This window comes from Vreelandella sp. H-I2, assembly GCF_052959335.1.
The window spans coordinates 690,907-711,574 of sequence record NZ_JBRAMC010000001.1; the positions used below are offsets into that span (position 1 = coordinate 690,907).

Consider the following 20,668-nt stretch of genomic DNA (forward strand, 5'->3'; position numbering starts at 1 on the left):
ATAGTCTGGCTTCCTTATTTGCTCGGGCTAGCTTCGCCTTCTTTATACTGAAGAAAGTAGAAGGTTTTTACATCCTGCCATTTTCCATGCGCCCAGGCGAAACGCCTACTGAGCCCCCCTTGCATGACATCGCAGCCACACACATTACCGAACATTGCCACTAGCAATATATCGAATAGCCGCACCGGTGGCAGCAGGTTGTTGAGTGCGGGTCGGTAGCGCGCTCGGCGTTGCAAACGTTGCCCGCAGCGCCTTCTCACCGTTGTCACTGAACACTATGACCCGGGAGTTCTTCGCTCGCTTCGCCCAGTCAAGCGCTTCTATTCGGTTGAGAAACGCGGCGCCGAGGGCCCCCGCCAGATGGTCTTTGCGCTCACTCCAATCGAGACACCCTCTGCAAAATGATCGCCTTGAAGAAGCAACCTCCTCACTATCAATGCCTAATTGCTGGAACCAAACGCGCCCATACTCGGTGAGCTGCAACCCTCCCGAGTGCAGTTGAAAAATACCGGCCTGGAGCATCTGCTCATATACCCACACACCCAACTCTCCAGCAAGGTGGTCGTAACAGACACGGGCCTTACGGAGGGCGGGGTCACGCGGCCCGGTAACAAGATTGACACCTTCGCCTCTGACAGCGAGGCCCATTAGCGTCTCCAGAAGTTCAGCAACCTGCGGGCCTGCAAGCCTAAAATAGCGGTGGCGGCCCTGCTGCTCAACAGTCACAAGCGCTTCGTCCAGCAGCCTTCCCAGATGAAAACTCATGGTTTGCTTGGTAACACCGGCCATATTGGCCAGTTCAGTTGCGGTCAGCGCACGGCCTGACATTAAGGCGCAAAGCACCTCCGCCCGAGCGTTATCGGCGATAAGTGCCGTGATGCGCACGATGTTAGGGCTTTCACTCATCATTCGATCCTCATCGAACCACCCAGGGCGATAATTCCCTATCTTTCATATTCGCCTTTCACGTTAGCCCTTCACATTAGCTTTCCGCATCAAACTTCCAAGGAGGTAACCTCATGAGTATAACCTGCGTCATCCGCTACGAGATCGATCCCTTCCAGCTCAGCACCTTCAAGAAGTACGCCGAGAACTGGGGGAAAATCATACCGCGCTGCGGTGGCCACCTCATCGGCTACTTCCTTCCTCATGAGGGCACAAACAATGTTGCCTGGGGCCTAATTGCATTTGAGAGCCTGGCTGCCTACGAAGCCTACCGAGCGCGACTGAAGAGTGACGATGAAGGCCACGCGAACTTCACTATGGCCCACGAGCGCAGGTTTATCCTCAAGGAAGAGCGCAGCTTCGTCGAAGTGGTGGACGGCACGCAGGGAATTGAACCCATCAATATGGAAGTTGCTTTATGATCGCCGTGATATTTGAGTTGCTTCCCAATACGAACCGAAAACAAGACTACCTGGACGCCGCTAACGCTTTGCGCCGACACCTGGAAGAGATCGACGGTTTTATATCCATAGAGCGATTCGAAAGCCTTACGCAGCCTGGAAAAATGCTTTCGCTCTCTTTCTGGCAGGATGAAGAAGCCATAAGACAGTGGCGAACATTTGAACCTCACCGATCTGCCCAGAAAGAGGGTCGGCAGGCGATCTTTGCCGACTACCGGCTCCGTGTCGCCACCGTTATCCGGGACTACGGGATGAACGACAGGCGCGAGGTGCCTGAGGATTCGCTTCAAGCACACCCATCGTAGAGCGGAGCGAGCTTTCCTTTCGCCGACGGTTGTTCAACGCTTTAACGTTCATCATCCTGCACATGAACAGCAGTATCACAGCTAAGAGACTTGTTATTGGCCGCTAACACGGTGGCCAATAACAATATAAGAAAGGCAACCACACCCGATGCAGTCTGTCATCATATCTCTCAGTTCAATTAACTGCGTTATCTTCCTGTTAGCTCACCTCGCCATCTAGAGCCCAATTTGTCCCAATCAACAAGAGTGACACGGGTATGGTTCGGAAGCTCTTCAAGCTCACATAAAATGCCTATCAGTTTATTTTTTCACCCCCCTCTTGACCTCAACCTAAGTTGAGGTTTCAGAATAGCCCTACGTCAAAGCCAACTCAAGCTTATCGCTTCAGATAACATTTTTATTAAAAACGTGTAGCTAAAACCAAACCAACACCCTTGAAAAAATCAATCCAGAGGATTTTAAAATGAAAGTACTTGCCTTCGGCGCTAGCAACAGCAAAAGCTCCATTAACAAAAAGCTGGCCTTTTATGCAGCACAACAAATCAACGATGCAGATATTTCGTTAATCGACCTTAACGACTTTGAAATGCCAATATTTAGCGAAGACAGAGAAAAGGAGACTGGCATCCCTGAATTGGCGCATGCTTTTTACAACGCTATCGGTGAGGCAGATATCGTTGTCATGTCATTCGCGGAACACAACGGATCCTATACGTCAGCCTATAAAAATCTATTTGATTGGACATCACGAATAGATATGAAAGTATTTCAAAATAAACCCGTTCTTATGCTCTCTACCTCCCCTGGCCAAAGTGGGGCACAAAGTGTCTTAGCTTCCGCACAAGCATCAGCGCCCTATTTTTCAGCAACCGTTATAGGTGCGCTTTCCTTACCAAGCTTTTTCGACAACTTTGATTTAGAGCAGGGTGTCGTCACTAATCAGCAATTTAACCGAGACTTAATTGGCATGTTGAGTAACTTTTGATTTTATCTATTTTGGGAAAAACCTCTTACAGTTTGGCCCCCTCAGGCGCTATAGATACTTATAGCGCCTGCCATCACCGGTTACAAAACCGGCATGAAGCGGAGATTGTGCACCCGCTGCGAGGCGGGGTTCTGAACAGCTAGGGTCTGTCTGAAAGGTCGGTGAGCGTGGACAAGACAAGGCAAAAATTGGCGAAGAAACGGAGTTTACACCGTGTAAATGAGTATTCTGAGCCAATTTTTAACGCCGTATTGTCGAGCGCAGGCACTTTTCAGACAGAGCCTAGCACTAACCTCATTTCAGGTCGGCGCCTATAGGGCTAGCGGTTGGCGTTTTCCTCGGCCACCTGACGAAGCGCATCGACTAGCACATCGGCGGGCTGAGCGCCAGAAATCAGGTAACGTCCATCGAGGATAAGTCCTGGCACGGCGTTTACCCCTGCTTCCATGAACCGCTGTTCTGCTGCTCGAACTTCTTCCGCATACTGATCCGACCGAGCGATGGCCTCGGCAGTATCGCCGTCCAGCCCCACCTTAATGGCCTTCTCGCGCAGAACCGCTGGGTCGGCAGGATTTTTCGCTTCACCGAAGTAGGCATCAAACAGGGCCAACTGCAGGGGCGTTTCAAGGTTTTGCGTTCCGGCCCACGCCAGCACGCGGTGGGCAGCAAAAGTATTGTTCGCCCGGCGCTCCAGGGCACCACGGAAATTCAGCCCAAGCTCCTCGGCCACCGCCATGATCTCACGCTGAGACTGCGCCATGCTGGCAGCATCCTTGCCGTACTTGCGGCATAGGTGCTCCAATATCGGCTCGCCCTCGGGCGGCATATCCCGGTTGAGCTCAAAGGGCTGCCAGAAGAGTTCAACGTCGATCTCGCCATCCAGTATCTCTAACGCTTGCTCCAAGCGCCGGTAGCCGATCGCGCACCACGGGCAGGCGACATCGGACACTAGGTCGATTCTCAATTTTTGCATAAGGGCTCTCCTTGCGTGGTTCAGTCATCAGCGCACAAACTGCGCCAAGTCTTGACAGTTTTCAAGCAACACCTAAACGCAACCAGCTCGATGGGTAAGTGCAGCATCATGGGTGTCTAGCATAGTCGGGGAGATTCATTCATCCAGGCTGGCTAATAAGCGAGTTCCTACTCGACATTCACTACGGCTTGTAGCGCGACATTGCAATGCCACAAGCAATCAGGCCAGAAGAAACAAACCGCCATACGCCGAAGCCTTCTTTCAGAATAATGGTGGAAATAAGCGCCGCGAACAGCACGCTGGTTTCGCGTAGCGCCGAGACCATGCCCAGTGGGGCGTAGGCCATCGCCCAGATGACGATCCAGTACGCGCCCACCTGCATGCCACCGCCCGCTATGGCGGGTGCCAAGTTGCTGCCTATCACTTTCTTTATTTCCTTGGCTTTCCATGTCAACGCAATCACAAACGTCAGCAAGCCGTTGCCGAGCGTCAACAAGACTGCAAAGCCGAGTACCGAGCCAGCTTGCCTTGCCCCCAGACCGCCTACCAGCGTGTAGGAGGCAATCAGAGCGCCCGTACCAAGAGCAAGGAGTATGGCGCGGGGGTTTCGGGTAATACCGGTACGAGTATCGAATGAAAGTGACATCACACCAACGCCGAGAAACAGCACACCAAGCAGCGGTAACATTCCCAACATTTCGCCAGCGAATGCGGCCGCGCCAAGGGTGACGAGTAACGGCGCCGACCCACGCGCAATGGGATAGACCTGGCCGAAGTCACCATGCTGATAAGCCATGGGTAGGCAAAAGTGATAGGCAGTATGAATTAAGATAGCCAGACCAAGAAGTGGCCAACTGGCAGGATCGGGGAGCGCGACGAAAGGCAAGGCTAGCGCAGAAACGGCGCTGCCCAATAACGTGATCACCGCCATGACGGCGATCCTGTCGCCGCTCACTTTAACGATGGCGTTCCAACTGGCATTGAAGATGGCTGCGAGCAGTACGATCATGGTTATTTCTGGACTCATGCCACCGTCTCCTTGGAGTGTTAGAACGCACCGTTAAGCAAAACTATTTTTTCCAGCCTATTATCCAGCTTAGTCCAAACTCATATACACGCCTGTTTTACCACCTAGCTTTCACGCTAACGCAAAACACACCCTCTACACACACGACCACGGCTGCTTAAGCGTCCGCCGCTTTTCTAGCAGGAGCGTTAGGCAGTCACAAAGGACGACACACGAAAAAGCTACTCGCCCGCCACCTCAGAAAAGCGGCCCGCTTTATCCAGTGTGTACTCGCTAAAATCCCGCGCCAGGTAAAGCGAGCCCGAATAGACGCGCTGGGCCTCCTTTCGAATGTCCTCAATGGAAGGCGACGCATGGGGGTGGAGCTGGTAACGGGGGCTGAAGTGCGTCAGTACCAGGTTGGGCAGCTGTACCGATTCGGCAAACGCCGCGACAAGCTTGGCGTAGCTATGCCCCACATCACCGGCCTTCTGGGCCATCTCTTCAGTGTAGGTGGCTTCATGCACCAGCACCTGCGCGCCCCTGCATGCCTCAAACAACAAGTCAGGCTGGTCATTATCCCCAGCGATCACCACTTTTCTCGGTTTGTGCTTGAAAATCAGGTAGTCATGACTTTTTAAAAGCTCACCCTCAAACTCAACATCAAACCCTTGCTTCAAGTGCCCCCACAACGGCCCTCTCGGAATCCCCTTTTGCGCTAGCTTATCCACGTCCAAGGCGGCGTCGACCTTTGTCTCCGTAAACCCATAAGCATAGGACGGCGCCCTGTGTGAAAGCCTGAACGTGGACACCGCAATGCTCTCAAACTCAACGCTGGGCAGCTCGTCCGAGTCGATAAATTCCAGGGCGAAGGGCAAGCATAGCTGTGTAGCCTCACAGGTGGCCTCCAACCACGCCTTGATGCCTGCGGGCGCCACAATGGTCAGCGGCGCTGTCCGGCCGCCCATTCCCGCACTAGCCAGTATGCCCGGCAGCCCATAGCAGTGGTCGCCGTGCACGTGGGTAATCAAGATGGCTTTCAAAGAATGGAACGACAGCTTGGTATGCAATACCTGATGCTGGGTGCCCTCACCACAATCGATCAGGTACCAGCTCTTCCCCTTGCTCTCGCGCAAAGCGATGCCGGAGACGTTTCTGCTTTTTGTGGGTATACCGGCGGATGTGCCTAGGAAAAGTAAATTCATATCGCGTCCGTGCTCTCTCTTATATACTAGCCGTTAGTCTAGATCGATGGAATTTCAGCTAACTAAACCGATATTGTATTGGACAACTCGCTAAGCACGCACCTGCCTCTAATTATTCTGAAACGACAGACTCAATATGAACTTTTCGGATTAGTCTTCGAAGAAGTATGCGAGCAGTAGCTTCTTCGGACATACCATCTAATTGTGTAGACTCTTGCCCGCCATCTCCAAACACCGTCATGATATGATCCTCCAAAACGTACTCAGCAGAGTAATTCTGACCATCCTGTTCGACTTCAACAATGCCCATCTTCTTGTTTTTTCCATTAGCATTTTTACTGTATAACGATCGGTTTATGTGCCTAGGGCATCACATGGAAACACCTGTTATAAAGAAATTGCAATTAAAAAGGAAATGGATCGTTTAAACCATTTTTTTCTAAACTATTATCATAATCAGTTTCGTTAATTATTGAAACCAACCTTAAGAGCAAAAACACATCATGACTATTAAATGAAAAATTATGGAAGTCTTTTTTTATGCTAATCTCATCAAATAAAACATCTGTAAACCTGTTTATCCAAATCATAGTCTCAATGCATTTCATTAAGTCCATATCGGTAACTTTCACTGACGAAATCATATTATCAAGCGAGGTATTTATATGTTCTTTATGATTTTTTATTTTTGCATGAGTGAGTAAATTTCTTTTCTCTTTAATTCCCAAAAAATCATCCCAACGGCAATCTTTAGTTAAATCAACATTCGAGCCAGTAAGCTTATTAATTTTTGCTATTGAAAAATTTAGCTTTTTCTCAAGACTTAGAAAATTATTTATCTCTAAAAGCTTATCTAACTCCTTATCTGTAAGGTGGTTTTTCTTTTGAGGTGCGCCAGGACAGGATGAATTTATTCCAATAGCTATAGATATATAAAAATTAGCAATACTCTCGATGTATAGAATTGCGTTGCTTAATATCGAAGCTTTAAATGATCTTATGGAAATAGGAGACCCAAGAGGAGGGCTATCATTATTAACAGCCAAATATTCGTTATTAAGATAAAAGCACAGATTATAAGTTTGGGTTAGTATCTCAGATAATTGCTTTCGCCACGTATGTATTAGCTCCTCAAACTCATTTAATGATGTTACTTTTTGCATGTCTGACTCATCAATGTTACCAGATATCACATTCCAACCTGGGTATGCGACACTAAAATCATTTGCTTCTTCCGGGCCATATTGCTTTAACAGTCTAATCAACGAATTATTCAAATCTTCTTTTATCGAGTACCCAGTAACAAAATTAATTGGTGTTTTTTACTATCATCCTCAATAAAATCTAATCTTACAATATACTTCTCCTCTTGCTCTTCAATAAATTTTGAAATGTACTCACCGCCAGTACGAACAACCTTCTCTTTTCCTTTTTTATAGGAAACTAGAATACTCCTGTTTTCTAGGTCAAAGTAGAAACTTGTTCTTGTATTAAACGAGCGCTGAGGCGAAAAAGTAATATTCAAAGTATATTTCTCATGGTCTGGTGAAGGCGCATATATATTTAGAAGGCCTATAACGTCCATGTTAACCTATGGCCCCACTGCAATGGCAAAGCTGCCTAGACAGAAACGTGGAGGAACGTATAGTTCGGCGATAGCCATATCAGCTATATGCTCAGATCGTCCGGCAAGGTTGCGAGTAAGCTTCGAACAAGCTTTAATGCTTCCGAATCTTGCACTAAGAGGTTACGCACAGCTGCTTCATACTGAGCTCGATTCGTGAAATTAAGCGCCTTAGCAATGGCATTGAGTGCGGGCGATTCTCGTATTGGATACCTCTGCAGGATGCCAACAAAGTCGGATGTTTTTATCAACGCCTCAATGCGCGCGGCCTCATCTTGAGCACACTTGGCAAAGTCGATTTCAACGGCACGCTTTCTACCCGCCGCTATTTCTCCTTTCTTTGGTAGTAGTGAGAAGACCTGAGCACGCGCCGATTTCTCAGCAAGTCGACCACTGAGGTGATTCGCGTGTTCACAGATCGCTTTGATAGCATCATCATTTGCCCTAATCAGTTTTTCTGTTAGATTACCGCCGACCACCGACGCAAGTTTCTCGCCCGCTAGCTTCTGCACTTCTGGGTGATAGTAGATCGATTCAACTGAATATACGTTAAGTGGAATCACTCCCTTATCTAGTAAATCTGCGAGCCGCTCAGGCTCGGAAGAATCATTATCCACTAGCCCAAACGGTTTCACCCAGTGAAGCTCTGCAGTGCCTTTTATGCCAATAACCGCATTCTCGACCTCACGGCAACTGGCCTTAGCCACAATTGACGCATTTGGAAACAATAGACTATAAAGTGGCTTATCAAGGCTGTGCTCGGCACCCTCAACGAACACGATCTTCCGGCGCTCGCCAAAAATAGTTCTTTTCAGATCATCGTCAATCTCATCTGTATTCTCCAGTAAATCGACATCGTAAGACACAACCTCCTCTCCCTTGTATACGCAGGAGCGCGTCAGCAGAACCTTCGAGCCTGGATTATCCACTGGAAGCAACGGCTCGTGCGTGGACACGATAAAAGCGCAATCTGCTCTTTCCTTGAGCAGAAGCGACAGAAGCGGGGAGACGATTGAACGATGTAAGTGCCGCTCTGGTTCATCAATTAGTAGAAGTGTTCCCTCTGGAACGGTCAACACGATGGCGGCAATAAGGATTGCATTGCGTTCTCCATCGGAAAGCTTGGCGATGCTGTACGGTTTGCTGCCGCTCCGAGTTGCCATGATCTCGTCGTTTGCTTCAACGGAAACGACGATATTAAGATTGGCGAACCGCAGTAAGCGGTTTAAGGTTACAAATGCTCCGTCTTTTGAGGACAGCTTGTCGATTTCATCTGCATTCTTTGCGTCGACAGCCCGGGCGATTTCACGGGCTCGCATATTTTCCGAATTAACTAAATCGTAGATCGCCATCTGAGCACGTTCGTTCGAATAGTCATCCATCCAACGCGCATTCTCGTGCTGATCATGATTGAATACATGCCTCTCATATTCTGCACGCTGTTTGCCGGTGAACTCTGGCGAGCCAGATCGGAACCAAGTCTGGCGATGGGCGGTTACCCTACGGGTCTTATCGTTTGCAGCCGATGCAAAAGCCTGCATAAGGCTCGATTTCCCGGTTCCGTTTGCACCGAGAACAAAGAGCATCTGTCCAGTATCTACCATCAGCGCTAAAGCGCCTTCCGGCTTGCCGGTAGGAATCGTTAATGAAAATGACATGCTAAATATCCTTGGGTACGTCCCTACCTATGAAACTTCACTCGCCAACAATGATTCTATGCCCCATTGCAAAACCTCAATGAACGAGAAGGTGCATTGAGGTTTTGCAGCCATCTAATTTGAATCTACCTTATGGATTCCCCTGAAAGCAAAGCGAATTTTGACAACATATCTAAAAATCGCATGCTGGCTCGTTTTGTTCTGCCTAATCATACAGTCTAAAAAGTACTACTACGCTGTGGGAATCAGGCCTATGACGCTGATGATGCCGTTAGCAGTCAGCTAAGGCCAAGCGTGAAATAACGGATGTTAGTGGCAGCCCCAACAATACAGCCTCTAGCTAAGCCCCACATACCCCATTTCCCCACCAAACCACTGCTGCTTAAGCCCACGCTGCTTTTCCAACAACAGCGTTAGATAATCACGCAATGGATGAGCGGATGGCAGCGCGGCAAGGTGCTTACGAAGCCTGCGCTGGTAAGGAAATTGCTCAGCAGGCACATGCAGCGGCGTGGCTTTTTGGGTGAGCCATTCGATGGTGGGCAAGAGCAAGTGAGTGGCGTTGCTATCGAGCGCTAGTGTGACGCCTTTTACATCGAAGTCACCGGCGTAGATGTGTGTTCGGCGGGTTTTGCGCCAAGCATCTGCTAATAAGGCAACCCCCCCGCCGTAGTGGCTGTCGCCTCGGTAGACAATCAGCGGGTTTGCGTAGCCGCTTAGCGCTGGCTGTTCTGTAGAGAACTCATAGAAACTGTCCAGGTTTTCGACCTGAACTAGGGCGCTAAAGGCGCTCAGCTTTAGACCGAGGACATCCACATCGCGAATAGCGCGTGATTCGCTGGCAAGCCCTGCTATTGGCTGGGGTGGAAAGCTGACGAGTACCCGCCGCGCTCGGGGGCTTTCGCGGGTTGCCTTGTCTTCTTCTACGCCTTCCTTCGCTTGGGCGCTGCTGGTCAGGCCGCTGAGCGAGCGGCCCAGCGGTGCTATTCGCGCACTTTCGAGTACGTCATTGATCTGCGCCAGCAAGGCGGTGTCAAAGCGCAGCGCTTTACTGTTGATTCGCGAGGCCAGGTCAATGTCGTGCTGGTGGCACCATGCCACTACGTCGTCTACCCATTGGCGGCGCGGTTTCTCCACCGCGGGCTGGCGGAGAAGTTCGCGGGCGACGCCGTTAAGGCCATTGCGTGCGCGGCTGGGTAGGTTCATACGGCCAGCTGCAGTTCTACATCGTGGATCAGGCGTAGGTGGTTGAATTGGCTGGCCTGGCTCTCCTGCTGTTTGAGCCGAAACGCGCGCTGGTCGCTGCGCGGCAAGCCCTGGTATTCGGAAATCACCTGGAAGAGCCAGATTTCATCAGGCCATTCCAGCGGGCTTTCGTGCAGGTACTCAAGGGCGCTGACCGGCTCTGCCTGGGGCTGGTCGATCACACTTAAATAGAAGTGTTCGACATCCTGCTTGAGCGCCTGCTGGCGGGCAGCGGCCAAGCTGCTCTCCAGTGCTTGGGCCGGGGCGGCGGCTTCTACGGTTTGGGTAGTGTGGCGCGGCTGGGGGAGCTGGTGCAGCAGCTCGGCGAGCACCTGGTTATCAAGGTTGCGATCCAGCGCTGGGGCAGCGGCGGCACTTAGCGGGGCGGCTTGATTGACCAAGTTGGGTACATCGCTGCGCCGGGCGTAGTTGCCCGGCACAAAGCCTGGGTGCTCGCGCATGAAGGCGGCCATACCGCTGATCAGGCGGCTGCGCGCCTGCTGCTTACGAAAGCGCGCCATTAGCTCGATCAAGCGCCGCTGCACTTCGCGCAAACCGGTGTAGTGGTTACTTAACTGCTGTTGAAGCTGGCTGATCAACAGCTTGCGCAGGCTGCCGTCGCTGCCCACTAGCTCAATCAACTCGTCGAAGTCGATCAGCGCTAGGCCATCCAGAAGCCTCGCGATCTGTTTCTGGGCGCGGTCGTTTTCGCGGATCTTGTCGTTGAGCTGGCTGACAAAGCCGAAATCGCTATTGAGCCGCTGCCATAAGCTGTCAATGGCATCGGCAAAGCGACCGTTCAGGTCGTCGACTTCCTGGCGCAGGCGCATCAACTGCTGCTCCAGCCGCCAGTGTTCGCCGCGGCTGCGCGCTTCCCGGTAGCTGTGAACCAATGAGCGAATCAGCTCCAGGGTTTCCGCTACGTCGGCATTCACATGGCGGCGGGTCTCGTCGGCGAGCATTTCGGCGATCAGTTCGCGCACCTTGGGCGCCAGCTTCACGCCGCTCTGCTCGTCCGGGCGCCATAGAATGCGCGCCGCCAGCAGCTTACGCAGCGCGCTGTCGCTGAGTGATTCCAGCGGTACTTCATCGCGGGTGTAGGCCTGCATCAGTGCCTCTGAATGTTTGCCGAGCAGCGCCAGCCGTTCGCTGCCGGTTTTTAGCAGGCGGCTTTCCAGCTCATTCCCACTGCTGTTCACGCTCGTACTCACAACAGCGCCTCCTGGGCGCCGGAGCCCTCCTCTTTGTCGGCGTCGATGGGCAGGTTCTCTTCATCGCGAATAAAGCGCACCAGATCCACCAGGTAGTCGATCTTGCCGGTGACCACAAACACCTGCCGCTCTGAATGCGGCTGAAGCAGGTAGCCGTGCTCTTTCAGGCGCTTGAAGACCTGCTTCACCTGGGCATCGAGCTGATCACTTTGCGAGCCAAAAAAGCTGTCGGTGGCCAGGCGCTCCAGGCGCTCGCGCAGGCTTTGGTTATCTTCACACTTGGCGCTGAATTCCGATGGTTTGAGTACATCGCCGGGGGCGGCCAGGGTATCGCGGCCTAACGCTTCTTGAACCAGCTGCAGCCACTCCAGCAGCGGCAGCAGGCTATTGAGCGTGTCGTTAAGCTGGCGCGACAGCTGATCCCGGGCGTGGTCATTGAGCTGGCGCCAGGCGAGGAAGTAGACGCTGCCGTCTTCGTTGCTGGCCAGGCGGCGATTGAGCGGCCGCAGGTAGGTGTCGATCTCCTCGCGGGTCTCTTCATTGGTGAGATGGCGATAGCCGCTCTCATCGCTGATCGGGCAGACAAACTCACCGGCCAGCAAGCGCTCAAGCAGTGGGCCATGTTCGATCATGCTGTCACCTCCTGCTGACGTTCCTGGAGCCGTTCGGCCAGGCGGCTTAGCCGTGGCTCGATGCGTTTTAACACCCGCTTGTTGGGGTTGGTTTGATCACGGTCGATCAGGTAGCGGTTGGCGAACAACAGCAGCACATCGGATTCTGGATTGGGGAAGGCGCCAACGATATGAATACGGTTGCTGTCGCAGGCGTCGAACAGTTTTTCGACGTTGTGGTACGCCAGCGTGCCGATCTCATCGATGGGCCAGTGAATGGCGATGTCCGCATCGCCACGCAGCAGGCGGGTAAACGCCAGCAGGAATTTACACAGAATCAAATACGCCATGCCGTGACTGGAGGACTCAAGCAACTGGCGGTCATTCTTGATTACCAGATCGGTGCCGCCTTCGTTCAGGTGCAGTTCCAGACGCAGCAGGCTTTCAAAGCTGTACTGCTGGTCGCTGCGCAGTAGGTCGACCACGTCCGCCAGGGTATTGAGGTAGTCGTCGCTGGGTAGCGTCTGGCCCGATTCGCGCCACTCTTTATAGCGCTGAGCGAACAGCTTCAACGGCTCCCAGAAGCCGAGTTCATCAATGGTCGACTGAATGCGCACTTCGGCCTTGGTGATGCCCTCCAGGCGCAGGTCGTCTGCGACCTCTTCCGACAGCCGACGGCTCTGGGCGCTGATGCGTCGGTTCAAATCGCGGAACACGGTGAAGAATTTATCCAGGTCGTCGCTCAGGTTGCGCCCTTCCTGAATCAGCTGCTGCTGTTGGTCTTCGAGCAGTTTGAGCATGTCGCGCAGTAGCGGCAGTTGCAGGCGTGGGTTGTCGCTTTGCAGCTTGCTGCGCTCGCTTTCCAGTGCCTCGGCAAAGCCGCTGCTGGCGTCCTTGATCAGTTGGCTTTCCACCTCCAGGCAGCCCCGGCGCAGCTGTTCGATCTGCTGATGGCGATTGCCCAGGGCCTGGCGGGCGCGCTCGATGCGCTCGTCCACATCGCCCAGCGGTGCGCCGGGGATTTGGCCATCGGGTTCAATGGCCAAGGCTTCCAGTTGCGTAAACAGCGGCTTCAAGGCTTCCAGGCAGGCGTGTTCACTTTCCCGCTGTGTTTTCAGCGTGCTGACCGTGCTCTGGTGGGTTTTACGCGCGGCCTGGAAATCGTTTTTCAGATGCTCCTTGTCACGCTGCAGCTTTTTTTCCGCCTGCTCAAGTTCCGCTTCTTGCGCGACCAGCTGCGGCTTGTGCTGCCCCCACTCAACGCGCATAAAGCGAGTGTATTCGGTCAGTTCATCCTGACGGGCGACGGTAACGCGGATGCGTTCATCCTGGCTTGCCAGCCGCTCCTTGGTATCCTTGAGTTTGGCAGGATCGACGCCCTGCTCGGCCAGTTCCTGGCTAAAGGCTTCTTCCAGTTCCGCGCGCTGACGCTGGTGCTCGTGGTTGGCGTCACTCAACTGCTGCTTATACTGGCGCAGCTGAGCCTCCAGGCTATCTACCTGGCTCTGGCTATCGGCCTTTAGCTCCAGCAGCTGGCTTTTATGGGTTTCATTTAACGCTGCAAGCGCCTGCTGCTTCTCTTCGCGCAACTCGTTTTGCGCCTGTTCCTGGCGGGCCAACGCGGTTTGATGGGCGGCACGCCGCTCTTGCTGGCGCTTGGTATGGCGCTCCTGCTGTTGGCGACGCGCCTCCAGGGCAAACTCGACTTCCTGCTCGGCGCGCTTGTGGGCCATGCGGCCCTGATCCTGGGCTTCATCGGCCTGCTGCACCCGCTCGTTATGCTGCCTGAGCGTTTTCTCGGCGGCCTGGCACTCTGCCTGCACCCGGCGCTTGGCGGTGTCCGCCTCTTCGATGGCGGCCAGCAGGCTGGCTTCATCCTGGGCGTAGTCGGGCAAGGCGATGGCAGAAAGGTCCAGCGCCAGCCCGAACAGGTCATCGCTGCCGCCTTCCGCCAGCTGCGGGGCAAGATCGCGCTGCTCAAGCAATTCGGGCGCAATCACCTTGCCTAGCTGCTGCTCCCAGCCGGGGCGGTGGTAGCGCAAGAAGTGGCGCAGGCTGCCCTGCTCGGGGTCACGCTGCTGATAGAGCGCAAAACTGCGCTGCTCGGCGCGCTCAAGCTGCTGGCGAAGCTGCACCAGCTGCTGTTCAACGTCGTCGCGAGCGCGGCGGCAGCTTTCAAACTCGCGGCGCAGGCCATCCAGCGTAGCGGCCGATGCATTGCGCTCCTGCTGGGCTTGATCCAGACGCGCCTGGGCAAGCTCCGCCTCATTGGCTTCTTCGGCGGTCTGGGTCGAGAGCGAGAGCTGCGCCTTGAGCTCGGCTAACTGCTCAACGCCGAGTTCCAACTGCGCCTGGTATTCGCCCTCCAGGCGCTGGCGCTCTTGCTGGTAGCGCTCATTAAGCTGCTGTTCGGCTTCCCACTGCTGCTCCCGGCGCAGGGTTTTCTCTTCGACCAGGGCGTCGATCAGTTCTTGGGCTTCGCGGGTCTGGCGGGCCAGCGCCTCGGACAGTTCGCGCAGTCGCCCGTCCAGACGTGCCTGGCTCTCTTTTACCGCGTCCTGCATCACGTTCAGGTGAGTGCGCAACTGGTCGCGCTGTTCGCGCCACTGGGGTAGCGCGTTGATATCGCGTTCCAGGGCGGGCATATCCGCATCCGTATAGCGCTCGTACTGGGTCTGCAGGTCGTTGAGGCGGCGCTGGGTCTGCTGCAAGTCGCTGACCACTTCGCTGTGCTGGTCGTTCAGCGCGTCCCGCGCCTCACCGTAGTCGCTTTCTCGCTGCTGAAATTCACGCTGATGGCGGGCAAGCTCAGCATCGACATCGGCCATTTGGCGCTCTGCCCGCTGGCGGTCGTCTTCAAGCTGGGGCTTGAGTTGCCATAGCGTGGCGTCAAGGTGGGCGAGTTCACGATCAATACCGGCAAGCCGGGCGAGAGAGGCCTGCAACGGCTCCAGGCGCATGGACTGGCGCATCTGGGCAATCCACTCCCGCGCCTTGGTGTTGCGAATCCGCGTTACCGGCAGCTCGACGCCATCCTCTTCGAAAATCGCCGCCAGCATGGTCTTGAGGGTGTCCATCTTGCCCTCTTTGGCATGTACCGCCGAGACCAGCTTTTCGATATGGCGGATACGCCGCTCGGGTTTGACCAGGCTAAACTGCGCCGCAATTTGGCGCAGCTTGAGGCCGTCACGGCTGTTGCCGTGCAATTGAGTAAAATCGTTTTGGATCACCGAGCGAAATTCAGAGGTAGCACCGAGTTTGGGCGACACCGGCGTACCGCTGCGCCGTAGGCCGCTGGCCCACTGGGTATAGTCCAGCGCGGCCACGCCCGCCTCGCTTTCCACCAAGTAATCTGCAGGTTGGTAAGGCGCGCCGACAAAGCGGTACTCGATCCCGCCCTCGGCTTTGCGGGTCAGCACCGCCTGGCAGATATTGCCCGCTTCGCGGCGGTACTCGTACACCAGGTAGCTATTGCGATGTGGCAGGTAAAACGCATCAAACTTCATGCGCGTTTTGGGCACGACCTTGTTGGGTAGCTCGCCGTAAAATACCGGCACCAACCGCTGTAGCGTGGTTTTACCGGAGGCGTTGGTGCCGCAAATATTGGTGTGACCGTCCACACTCAGTTCAACCACCCCTTCCAGGTGGCCGTGAATCATCACGATGCGTAGCAGGTGGGCCATGCCGTGTCCTTTCAATGACGATTTCAAGGGCGATCCGGATCGTTTTGCTGATCGCTGAAAGTGGCTAGTTTGCCACTCTTGCTAGACACAAGCCAAAGCGGCATTTTCTAGCGGCATTTGATGGTCTCAGTTTTGAACATTAGCTTTATGTTTCACCTGAAATTGACATTACAATGTCATTACATCAAGATTGCTATTAAGCCTTGAGCTCAGGAGTTGAAGCAATGAGCAAAGAAACAACGATGACTTTCCGCGTCGAGCCGGATCTTCGAGCCAGCTTCCGTGATGCGGCTGAGAGCGAACACCGTCCAGCCGCTCAGGTTTTACGCGAGCTGATGCGTGACTACGTTGATCAGACGCGTGTTCGTAAGCCGGCTATCAGCCCTGCCGAGCGTAAGCGACGGGAGGAAGCGGTGAACTATAGCCGTGCCTCGGTTGGTTTGGAGGGTTTGAAACTCAGCAAGGCCGATGAGCAGCATGCACAGCGGTTTATTAACGGAGAAATCGAGCTGGATGAGTTTATAAAAGTACGCAATGAATCAGTACAAGAGCGGTAAACCACTCACTCTGGAACAACGCCAAGCGCTTGAAGCGACGCATACATGGCAACGGATTGTTGGGCTACGCCTTGATCCTGTGCTTGGCAGCTTCGATGCAGCTCACCTGAAAGAAATTAATCGGCGCATTTTTCAAGATCTACCCAGCCTGGGCTTCGTTGAAGCCACGCCGGGCGAGTACCGACCGGCTGTTACCCCAGGGAAAGACTGGATTAAGATCCGTCACCTTTAAAGCATTGGGATAACGTCTCACGTTGCTTATTCTCCAATGGACAAAGCAGCGCAATTGCGGCTCAGCGAAGTATTAAAAGGAGTCACCCCAACCGAGCTATGCAACCTCAAAACAACCGAGTTCACTCGTCAACTAGCCGAAGCGTCGGGTTACACACTGGATTGGAGTCAGTTCGATAAGTCTCCAGCTGGTCGCGATGTTCTTTATATTGCTCGTGACCTTAGTGTGAATAAACTTGCTTTACCAAATATCCAAAACCTCGTCACGAAGCGCGACGTGATGCTGAGCATGGATCAACTAGAAGGCAACCGTGAGCTGCCTGACTTGCTTCGCGATGCTGTCCGGCCTTTTTAGCTGCCCCCGCGTCAGATAAACCGGCACGAAACTATTACGTGGTGCCCAACAACCCCTCAAAAAAACTCACAGCATTAGCTTCCAACCCTTCCAGGTAGTAGCCGCCTTCCTGCACTACCAGCGTGGGTAAGTTCAGGTTCGCTACCCGGCGGCCCAGCTCACCGAACCCCGCTGTTGAAACGGCGACCTTGGCTTGGGGGTCGCGCTCATAAATATCAAACCCTAGTGCCAGCACGATGGCGTCCGGTTCGAATAGGCGGATGGCCTGGCAGGCTTGTTCCAGGCGGTCAAAGAAAACCGACTCCTCTGAGCCGTGGGGCATCGGCAGGTTGAGATTATAGCCAAGCCCCGTGCCCTGCCCGCGCTCATCCTCAAAGCCGGTCACCGCCGGGTAGAAGTTGGTGGTATCGCCGTGGATCGAGATATACAGCACATCGTCGCGCTGGTAGAAAATCTCCTGAATGCCCTGACCGTGGTGCATGTCGGGATCGAGCACGACGATGCGCGGGTAGCGCGAGGTGAGATACTGCGCGGCAATAGCGGCATTATTGAGAAAGCAGAAGCCCCCGGCGGAATCGATGCCCGCGTGGTGGCCTGGTGGGCGCGATAACGCATAGGCAAATCGCTCCCCGGCTAATAAAGCCTCAGCCCCGGCGACCGCACTCTGTGCGGACCAGTAAGCCGACTGCCAAGTGTGCTGCCCCACCGGGGCGCTGCCGTCAGCCAGATAACGTCCAGCTTCCGCCAGAATGCCACGCAGGGCATTGGGCGAACGCACGAAGATGTTGGAGATCACTTCTTCACCCCAATCTTCACCAAGGACATGCCAGCGCCGGTGGGCGCTTTCAAGAAAGCGCAGATAGGGCAACGAGTGCACCGCCCTTAACGGTGCCACGCCATGATCCGCGGGCGATTGAATATCAAACCCTAACTGATTGGCCGCCGCCAGAAGGTGTTTGGCACGTTCCGGCACTTCCTGGGGCGTGCGCATCTTCCCGCGGGAGAAGTAGGTTTGCGGCTGATGCAGACACTGGTCAGCGTGGAAGAAGGTCTTCATCGGCACTATCTTCATCAGAACTATCTCCGGTTTCGCCTACACCCTTCACCACGAATTTACGGGCAACGCCTATGTGGTAATCAATCGCCTCACGACAAGCGTCTGTGCTGCCACTACCCAGCGCGTCGAGCAGCTTATAGTGGCTGGTGGCGATGGTGTCGGGGGCTTCATGGGTTTTAGTAATTAGCGTGATGCAGAGGCGCAGCTCATGAGTGAGGTCGTCGAAGGCGCGTAGCAGCCGCTCGTTGCCTGCGTAGTGCAACAGTAGCCGATGAAATTGCAAATCTTCCTCGATACGGCGGGTGCCATCGTCACCCGCTGCCGCCTCACAAAGTACGTCTACCTGCTGTTTCAAAGCACGTTGGGCTTCTGGGGTGTAGGTCTCGACCAGGCGCTGAATAGCGTGACGCTCCAGGCATAGCCGCAAATCAAAGACATCTTCGAGTTCAACGGCATTCAACGCGCGAACAAAGAAGCCACGGCGGGGTTTTGATATAAGTAAGCCACGACTTTCCAGCAAGCGTGCGGCCTCGCGAACGGGTGCACGGCTGACCCCTAAATCGCGTGAAAGCTGTACTTCAGAAAGCCGCTCACCGGGCAAAAAGTGTTGTTTAATAATTGCTTGGGTCAAATAGTCAGCCACCTGCTCGACGAGGTTCTGCTGCTGGATTAAGGGCCTGGGAGCCGCCGATGATAAGGCCATAAAAGTTACTCGTTGGAGATGACACGTTATTTCCAGTATGACGAAAAATACCTTTTTGTCGACGAACGATTGCCGACTGTCGACAGCTTTGCCGCATGCTGCTAAGTTCAAAATGCAAGGTTCAAAAAGGCCCCCCCCCAACAATCCACACAACGGGGCCTAACACGCCACGCCTCGCTCGCCTAACGACTACGTAAACCCATTACGTGCTAATAACCGAGGAGCAGGAAACATGAAAAAACCTTTAGCTTTGGCTATTTCCGCTGCAGCACTCGCTTTTACCTCAGCCGCCCTGGCCGATGACCCCAAAGAGGGCGGTGTGGTTAACACTATTGTTCAGCCGGAGCCGCCCGGTCTGGTATTGGGCATGATCCAAAACGCGCCCACCCGCACCGTGGCGGGAAATATTTATGAAGGCCTACTGCGCTACTCCACCGATCTTGAACCCATGCCACAGTTGGCAGAGTCGTGGGATGTCAGCGACGATGGCCGCACCTATACGTTCCACCTGCGCGACGACGTTACCTGGCACGATGGCGAGGCCTTCACCGCCGAAGACGTAGTGTTCTCTGCCGATGTCTTTCACCGTGAGTTGAACCCCAGTGCCCGCGCCGTGCTGCAGCATGTAGAGAGTATCGAAGCCACCGACGATCACACCGTGGTGTTTACCCTAAAGCAGCCTTTTGGTCCTTTCCTGCTCTCATTTGAAGCAGGCACGTTTACCATGGTGCCCGAACACCTATACGCGGGTACCGATTTCCGCAATAACGAACACAACGACAACCCCATTGGCACCGGCCCGTTCAAGTTCGACAACTGGGAACGCGGCACCGTCATCGAGCTGGTCAAGAACGAGGAGTATTACGAAGAAGGATTGCCCTATCTGGACGGCGTGAACTGGCACGTTATCCCTGACGGCGCTTCCCGTGCGGTGGCGTTTGAGAACGGCACCATTGACGTGCTTCCCAGCGGTACCGTCGAGAACTTCGATATTCCCCGCCTGGCTGAAATGGATAACGTGTGCATGACCGAAGAGGGCCACGAGTACTTCAGCCCCTTTGCCATGCTGTGGATGAACAACCGCGAAGGCCCCACCGCGGATAAACGCTTCCGCCAGGCGGTGATGTACGCCATGGATCGCGAGTTCGCCAAAAATGTTCTGTGGAACGGCCTGGGCAATGTCCCGCTTTCCGCCTTTGGCTCTAATGCGCGCTTCCAGAACGATGACCTGGAACCCTACGACTACAACCCGGACCGCGCCCGCGAACTGCTGGATGAAATGGGTTACGACGGTGAAGAGATCACCATTCTGCCGCTGCCCTACGGCGAAACCTGGACCCGCTGGGCCGAAGCCGTGCAGCAGAACCTGCGCGAAGTGGGTATTAACGTTGAAACCCAAGCCACCGATGTGGGCGGCTGGAACCAGCGCCTGGGCGACTGGGATTACGACCTGGCCTTTACCTATCTCTACCAGTACGGCGACCCGGCACTGGGTATTTCACGCACTTACCTTTCCGACAACATTGCCAAGGGCTCTCCCTGGAATAACGTGGAAGGCTACGAAAACGAGCGTGTCGACGAACTCTTCAACGAGGCCGCCACGGCCTATCCCGACGAAGAGCGCGAAAAGCTTTACCGCGAAGTACAGGAAATCCTGCATGAAGACGTACCCGTTGGCTGGCTGATGGAACTAGGCTTCCCCACCCTGTACCGCTGTGATGTGAAAAACCTGGTCACTTCCGGCGTGGGTGTCAACGACGGCTTTAAAGATGCCTGGCTAGACCGCTAAACCCAAGCCACCCAGGTAGCGCGAGCTACCTGGGTTTTCCAGCCATGTCTTGAAGGTATTAGCC

20 protein-coding genes are annotated in these 20,668 nt (G+C 54.2%); 7 read left to right on the top strand and 13 right to left on the bottom strand.

What is annotated here, in order from left to right; all coding sequences use genetic code 11:
- Positions 1-144 precede the first annotated feature (144 nt).
- On the bottom strand, positions 145-906 hold the full coding sequence (locus tag ACUVOF_RS03315) for an ArsR/SmtB family transcription factor (protein WP_447043007.1): 762 nt from the start codon (positions 904-906) through the stop codon (positions 145-147).
- Between the two features lie 113 nt (positions 907-1,019).
- Here ACUVOF_RS03315 and ACUVOF_RS03320 point away from each other — a divergent pair, with 113 nt between their 5' ends.
- The 3 genes from ACUVOF_RS03320 to ACUVOF_RS03330 all read left to right on the top strand — a co-directional run bounded on the left by ACUVOF_RS03320 (position 1,020) and on the right by ACUVOF_RS03330 (position 2,696).
- Complete coding sequence (locus ACUVOF_RS03320) at positions 1,020-1,367, top strand: NIPSNAP family protein (protein WP_447043008.1); 348 nt, start codon at positions 1,020-1,022, stop codon at positions 1,365-1,367.
- Complete coding sequence (locus ACUVOF_RS03325) at positions 1,364-1,711, top strand: antibiotic biosynthesis monooxygenase family protein (protein WP_447043009.1); 348 nt, start codon at positions 1,364-1,366, stop codon at positions 1,709-1,711. Before ACUVOF_RS03320 ends, ACUVOF_RS03325 begins: the two co-directional genes overlap by 4 nt.
- Positions 1,712-2,174: 463 nt before the next feature.
- On the top strand, positions 2,175-2,696 hold the full coding sequence (locus tag ACUVOF_RS03330; protein ID WP_447043010.1) for an NADPH-dependent FMN reductase: 522 nt from the start codon (positions 2,175-2,177) through the stop codon (positions 2,694-2,696).
- A gap of 319 nt (positions 2,697-3,015) precedes the next feature.
- Here the strand turns inward: ACUVOF_RS03330 and ACUVOF_RS03335 are convergent, their stop codons facing one another.
- The 10 genes from ACUVOF_RS03335 to ACUVOF_RS03380 form a co-directional block, all read right to left on the bottom strand.
- Positions 3,016-3,669 (bottom strand): DsbA family oxidoreductase, encoded by a 654-nt coding sequence (locus ACUVOF_RS03335; RefSeq protein WP_447043011.1) that lies wholly within the window; start codon positions 3,667-3,669, stop codon positions 3,016-3,018.
- 181 nt (positions 3,670-3,850) lie between these two features.
- A complete protein-coding gene (locus ACUVOF_RS03340; protein ID WP_447043012.1) occupies positions 3,851-4,696 on the bottom strand; it encodes an EamA family transporter in 846 nt (281 codons plus the stop codon).
- 221 nt (positions 4,697-4,917) lie between these two features.
- Positions 4,918-5,880: a ribonuclease Z gene (locus tag ACUVOF_RS03345; RefSeq protein ID WP_447043013.1), complete on the bottom strand. Its 963-nt coding sequence runs from the start codon at positions 5,878-5,880 to the stop codon at positions 4,918-4,920.
- Between the two features lie 404 nt (positions 5,881-6,284).
- Entirely contained in the window at positions 6,285-7,043 is a 759-nt protein-coding gene (locus ACUVOF_RS03350; RefSeq protein WP_447043014.1) for a hypothetical protein, read from the bottom strand.
- A 122-nt stretch (positions 7,044-7,165) separates the two neighbouring features.
- Complete coding sequence (locus ACUVOF_RS03355) at positions 7,166-7,465, bottom strand: hypothetical protein (protein WP_447043015.1); 300 nt, start codon at positions 7,463-7,465, stop codon at positions 7,166-7,168.
- Positions 7,466-7,548: 83 nt separating this feature from the next.
- Positions 7,549-9,162, bottom strand: a complete 1,614-nt coding sequence (locus tag ACUVOF_RS03360) for an AAA family ATPase (protein WP_447043016.1) — start codon at positions 9,160-9,162, stop codon at positions 7,549-7,551.
- 336 nt (positions 9,163-9,498) lie between these two features.
- Positions 9,499-10,368, bottom strand: a complete 870-nt coding sequence (locus ACUVOF_RS03365) for a DUF7281 domain-containing protein (RefSeq protein WP_447043017.1) — start codon at positions 10,366-10,368, stop codon at positions 9,499-9,501.
- Positions 10,365-11,618: a hypothetical protein gene (locus ACUVOF_RS03370; RefSeq protein ID WP_447043018.1), complete on the bottom strand. Its 1,254-nt coding sequence runs from the start codon at positions 11,616-11,618 to the stop codon at positions 10,365-10,367. The genes ACUVOF_RS03365 and ACUVOF_RS03370 overlap by 4 nt, the downstream gene beginning before the upstream one ends.
- Entirely contained in the window at positions 11,615-12,250 is a 636-nt protein-coding gene (locus ACUVOF_RS03375; RefSeq protein WP_447043019.1) for a condensin complex protein MksE, read from the bottom strand. Before ACUVOF_RS03375 ends, ACUVOF_RS03370 begins: the two co-directional genes overlap by 4 nt.
- A complete protein-coding gene (locus ACUVOF_RS03380; protein ID WP_447043020.1) occupies positions 12,247-15,912 on the bottom strand; it encodes an ATP-binding protein in 3,666 nt (1,221 codons plus the stop codon). The genes ACUVOF_RS03375 and ACUVOF_RS03380 overlap by 4 nt, the downstream gene beginning before the upstream one ends.
- Before the next feature lie 224 nt (positions 15,913-16,136).
- On the opposite strand from ACUVOF_RS03380, the gene ACUVOF_RS03385 reads away from it, so the two are divergent.
- The 3 genes from ACUVOF_RS03385 to ACUVOF_RS03395 are packed head-to-tail and all read left to right on the top strand — an operon-like array spanning position 16,137 to position 17,055.
- Entirely contained in the window at positions 16,137-16,469 is a 333-nt protein-coding gene (locus ACUVOF_RS03385; RefSeq protein WP_447043021.1) for an antitoxin VbhA family protein, read from the top strand.
- Entirely contained in the window at positions 16,447-16,701 is a 255-nt protein-coding gene (locus ACUVOF_RS03390) for a hypothetical protein (RefSeq protein WP_447043022.1), read from the top strand. The genes ACUVOF_RS03385 and ACUVOF_RS03390 overlap by 23 nt, the downstream gene beginning before the upstream one ends.
- Before the next feature lie 36 nt (positions 16,702-16,737).
- Positions 16,738-17,055, top strand: coding sequence for a hypothetical protein (locus ACUVOF_RS03395; protein ID WP_447043023.1), 318 nt, complete (start codon positions 16,738-16,740; stop codon positions 17,053-17,055).
- A 34-nt stretch (positions 17,056-17,089) separates the two neighbouring features.
- Here ACUVOF_RS03395 and ACUVOF_RS03400 read toward each other — a convergent pair whose 3' ends face one another.
- Positions 17,090-18,112, bottom strand: a complete 1,023-nt coding sequence (locus ACUVOF_RS03400; protein ID WP_447043229.1) for a histone deacetylase family protein — start codon at positions 18,110-18,112, stop codon at positions 17,090-17,092.
- A complete protein-coding gene (locus tag ACUVOF_RS03405) occupies positions 18,090-18,815 on the bottom strand; it encodes a GntR family transcriptional regulator (protein WP_447043024.1) in 726 nt (241 codons plus the stop codon). Before ACUVOF_RS03405 ends, ACUVOF_RS03400 begins: the two co-directional genes overlap by 23 nt.
- Positions 18,816-19,047: 232 nt before the next feature.
- Between ACUVOF_RS03405 and ACUVOF_RS03410 the strand changes: the two genes are divergently transcribed.
- Positions 19,048-20,604 carry an ABC transporter substrate-binding protein gene (locus ACUVOF_RS03410; protein WP_447043025.1) on the top strand — a complete coding sequence of 519 codons (1,557 nt, stop codon included), beginning with the start codon at positions 19,048-19,050 and terminating at the stop codon, positions 20,602-20,604.
- Positions 20,605-20,668: the final 64 nt, after the last annotated feature.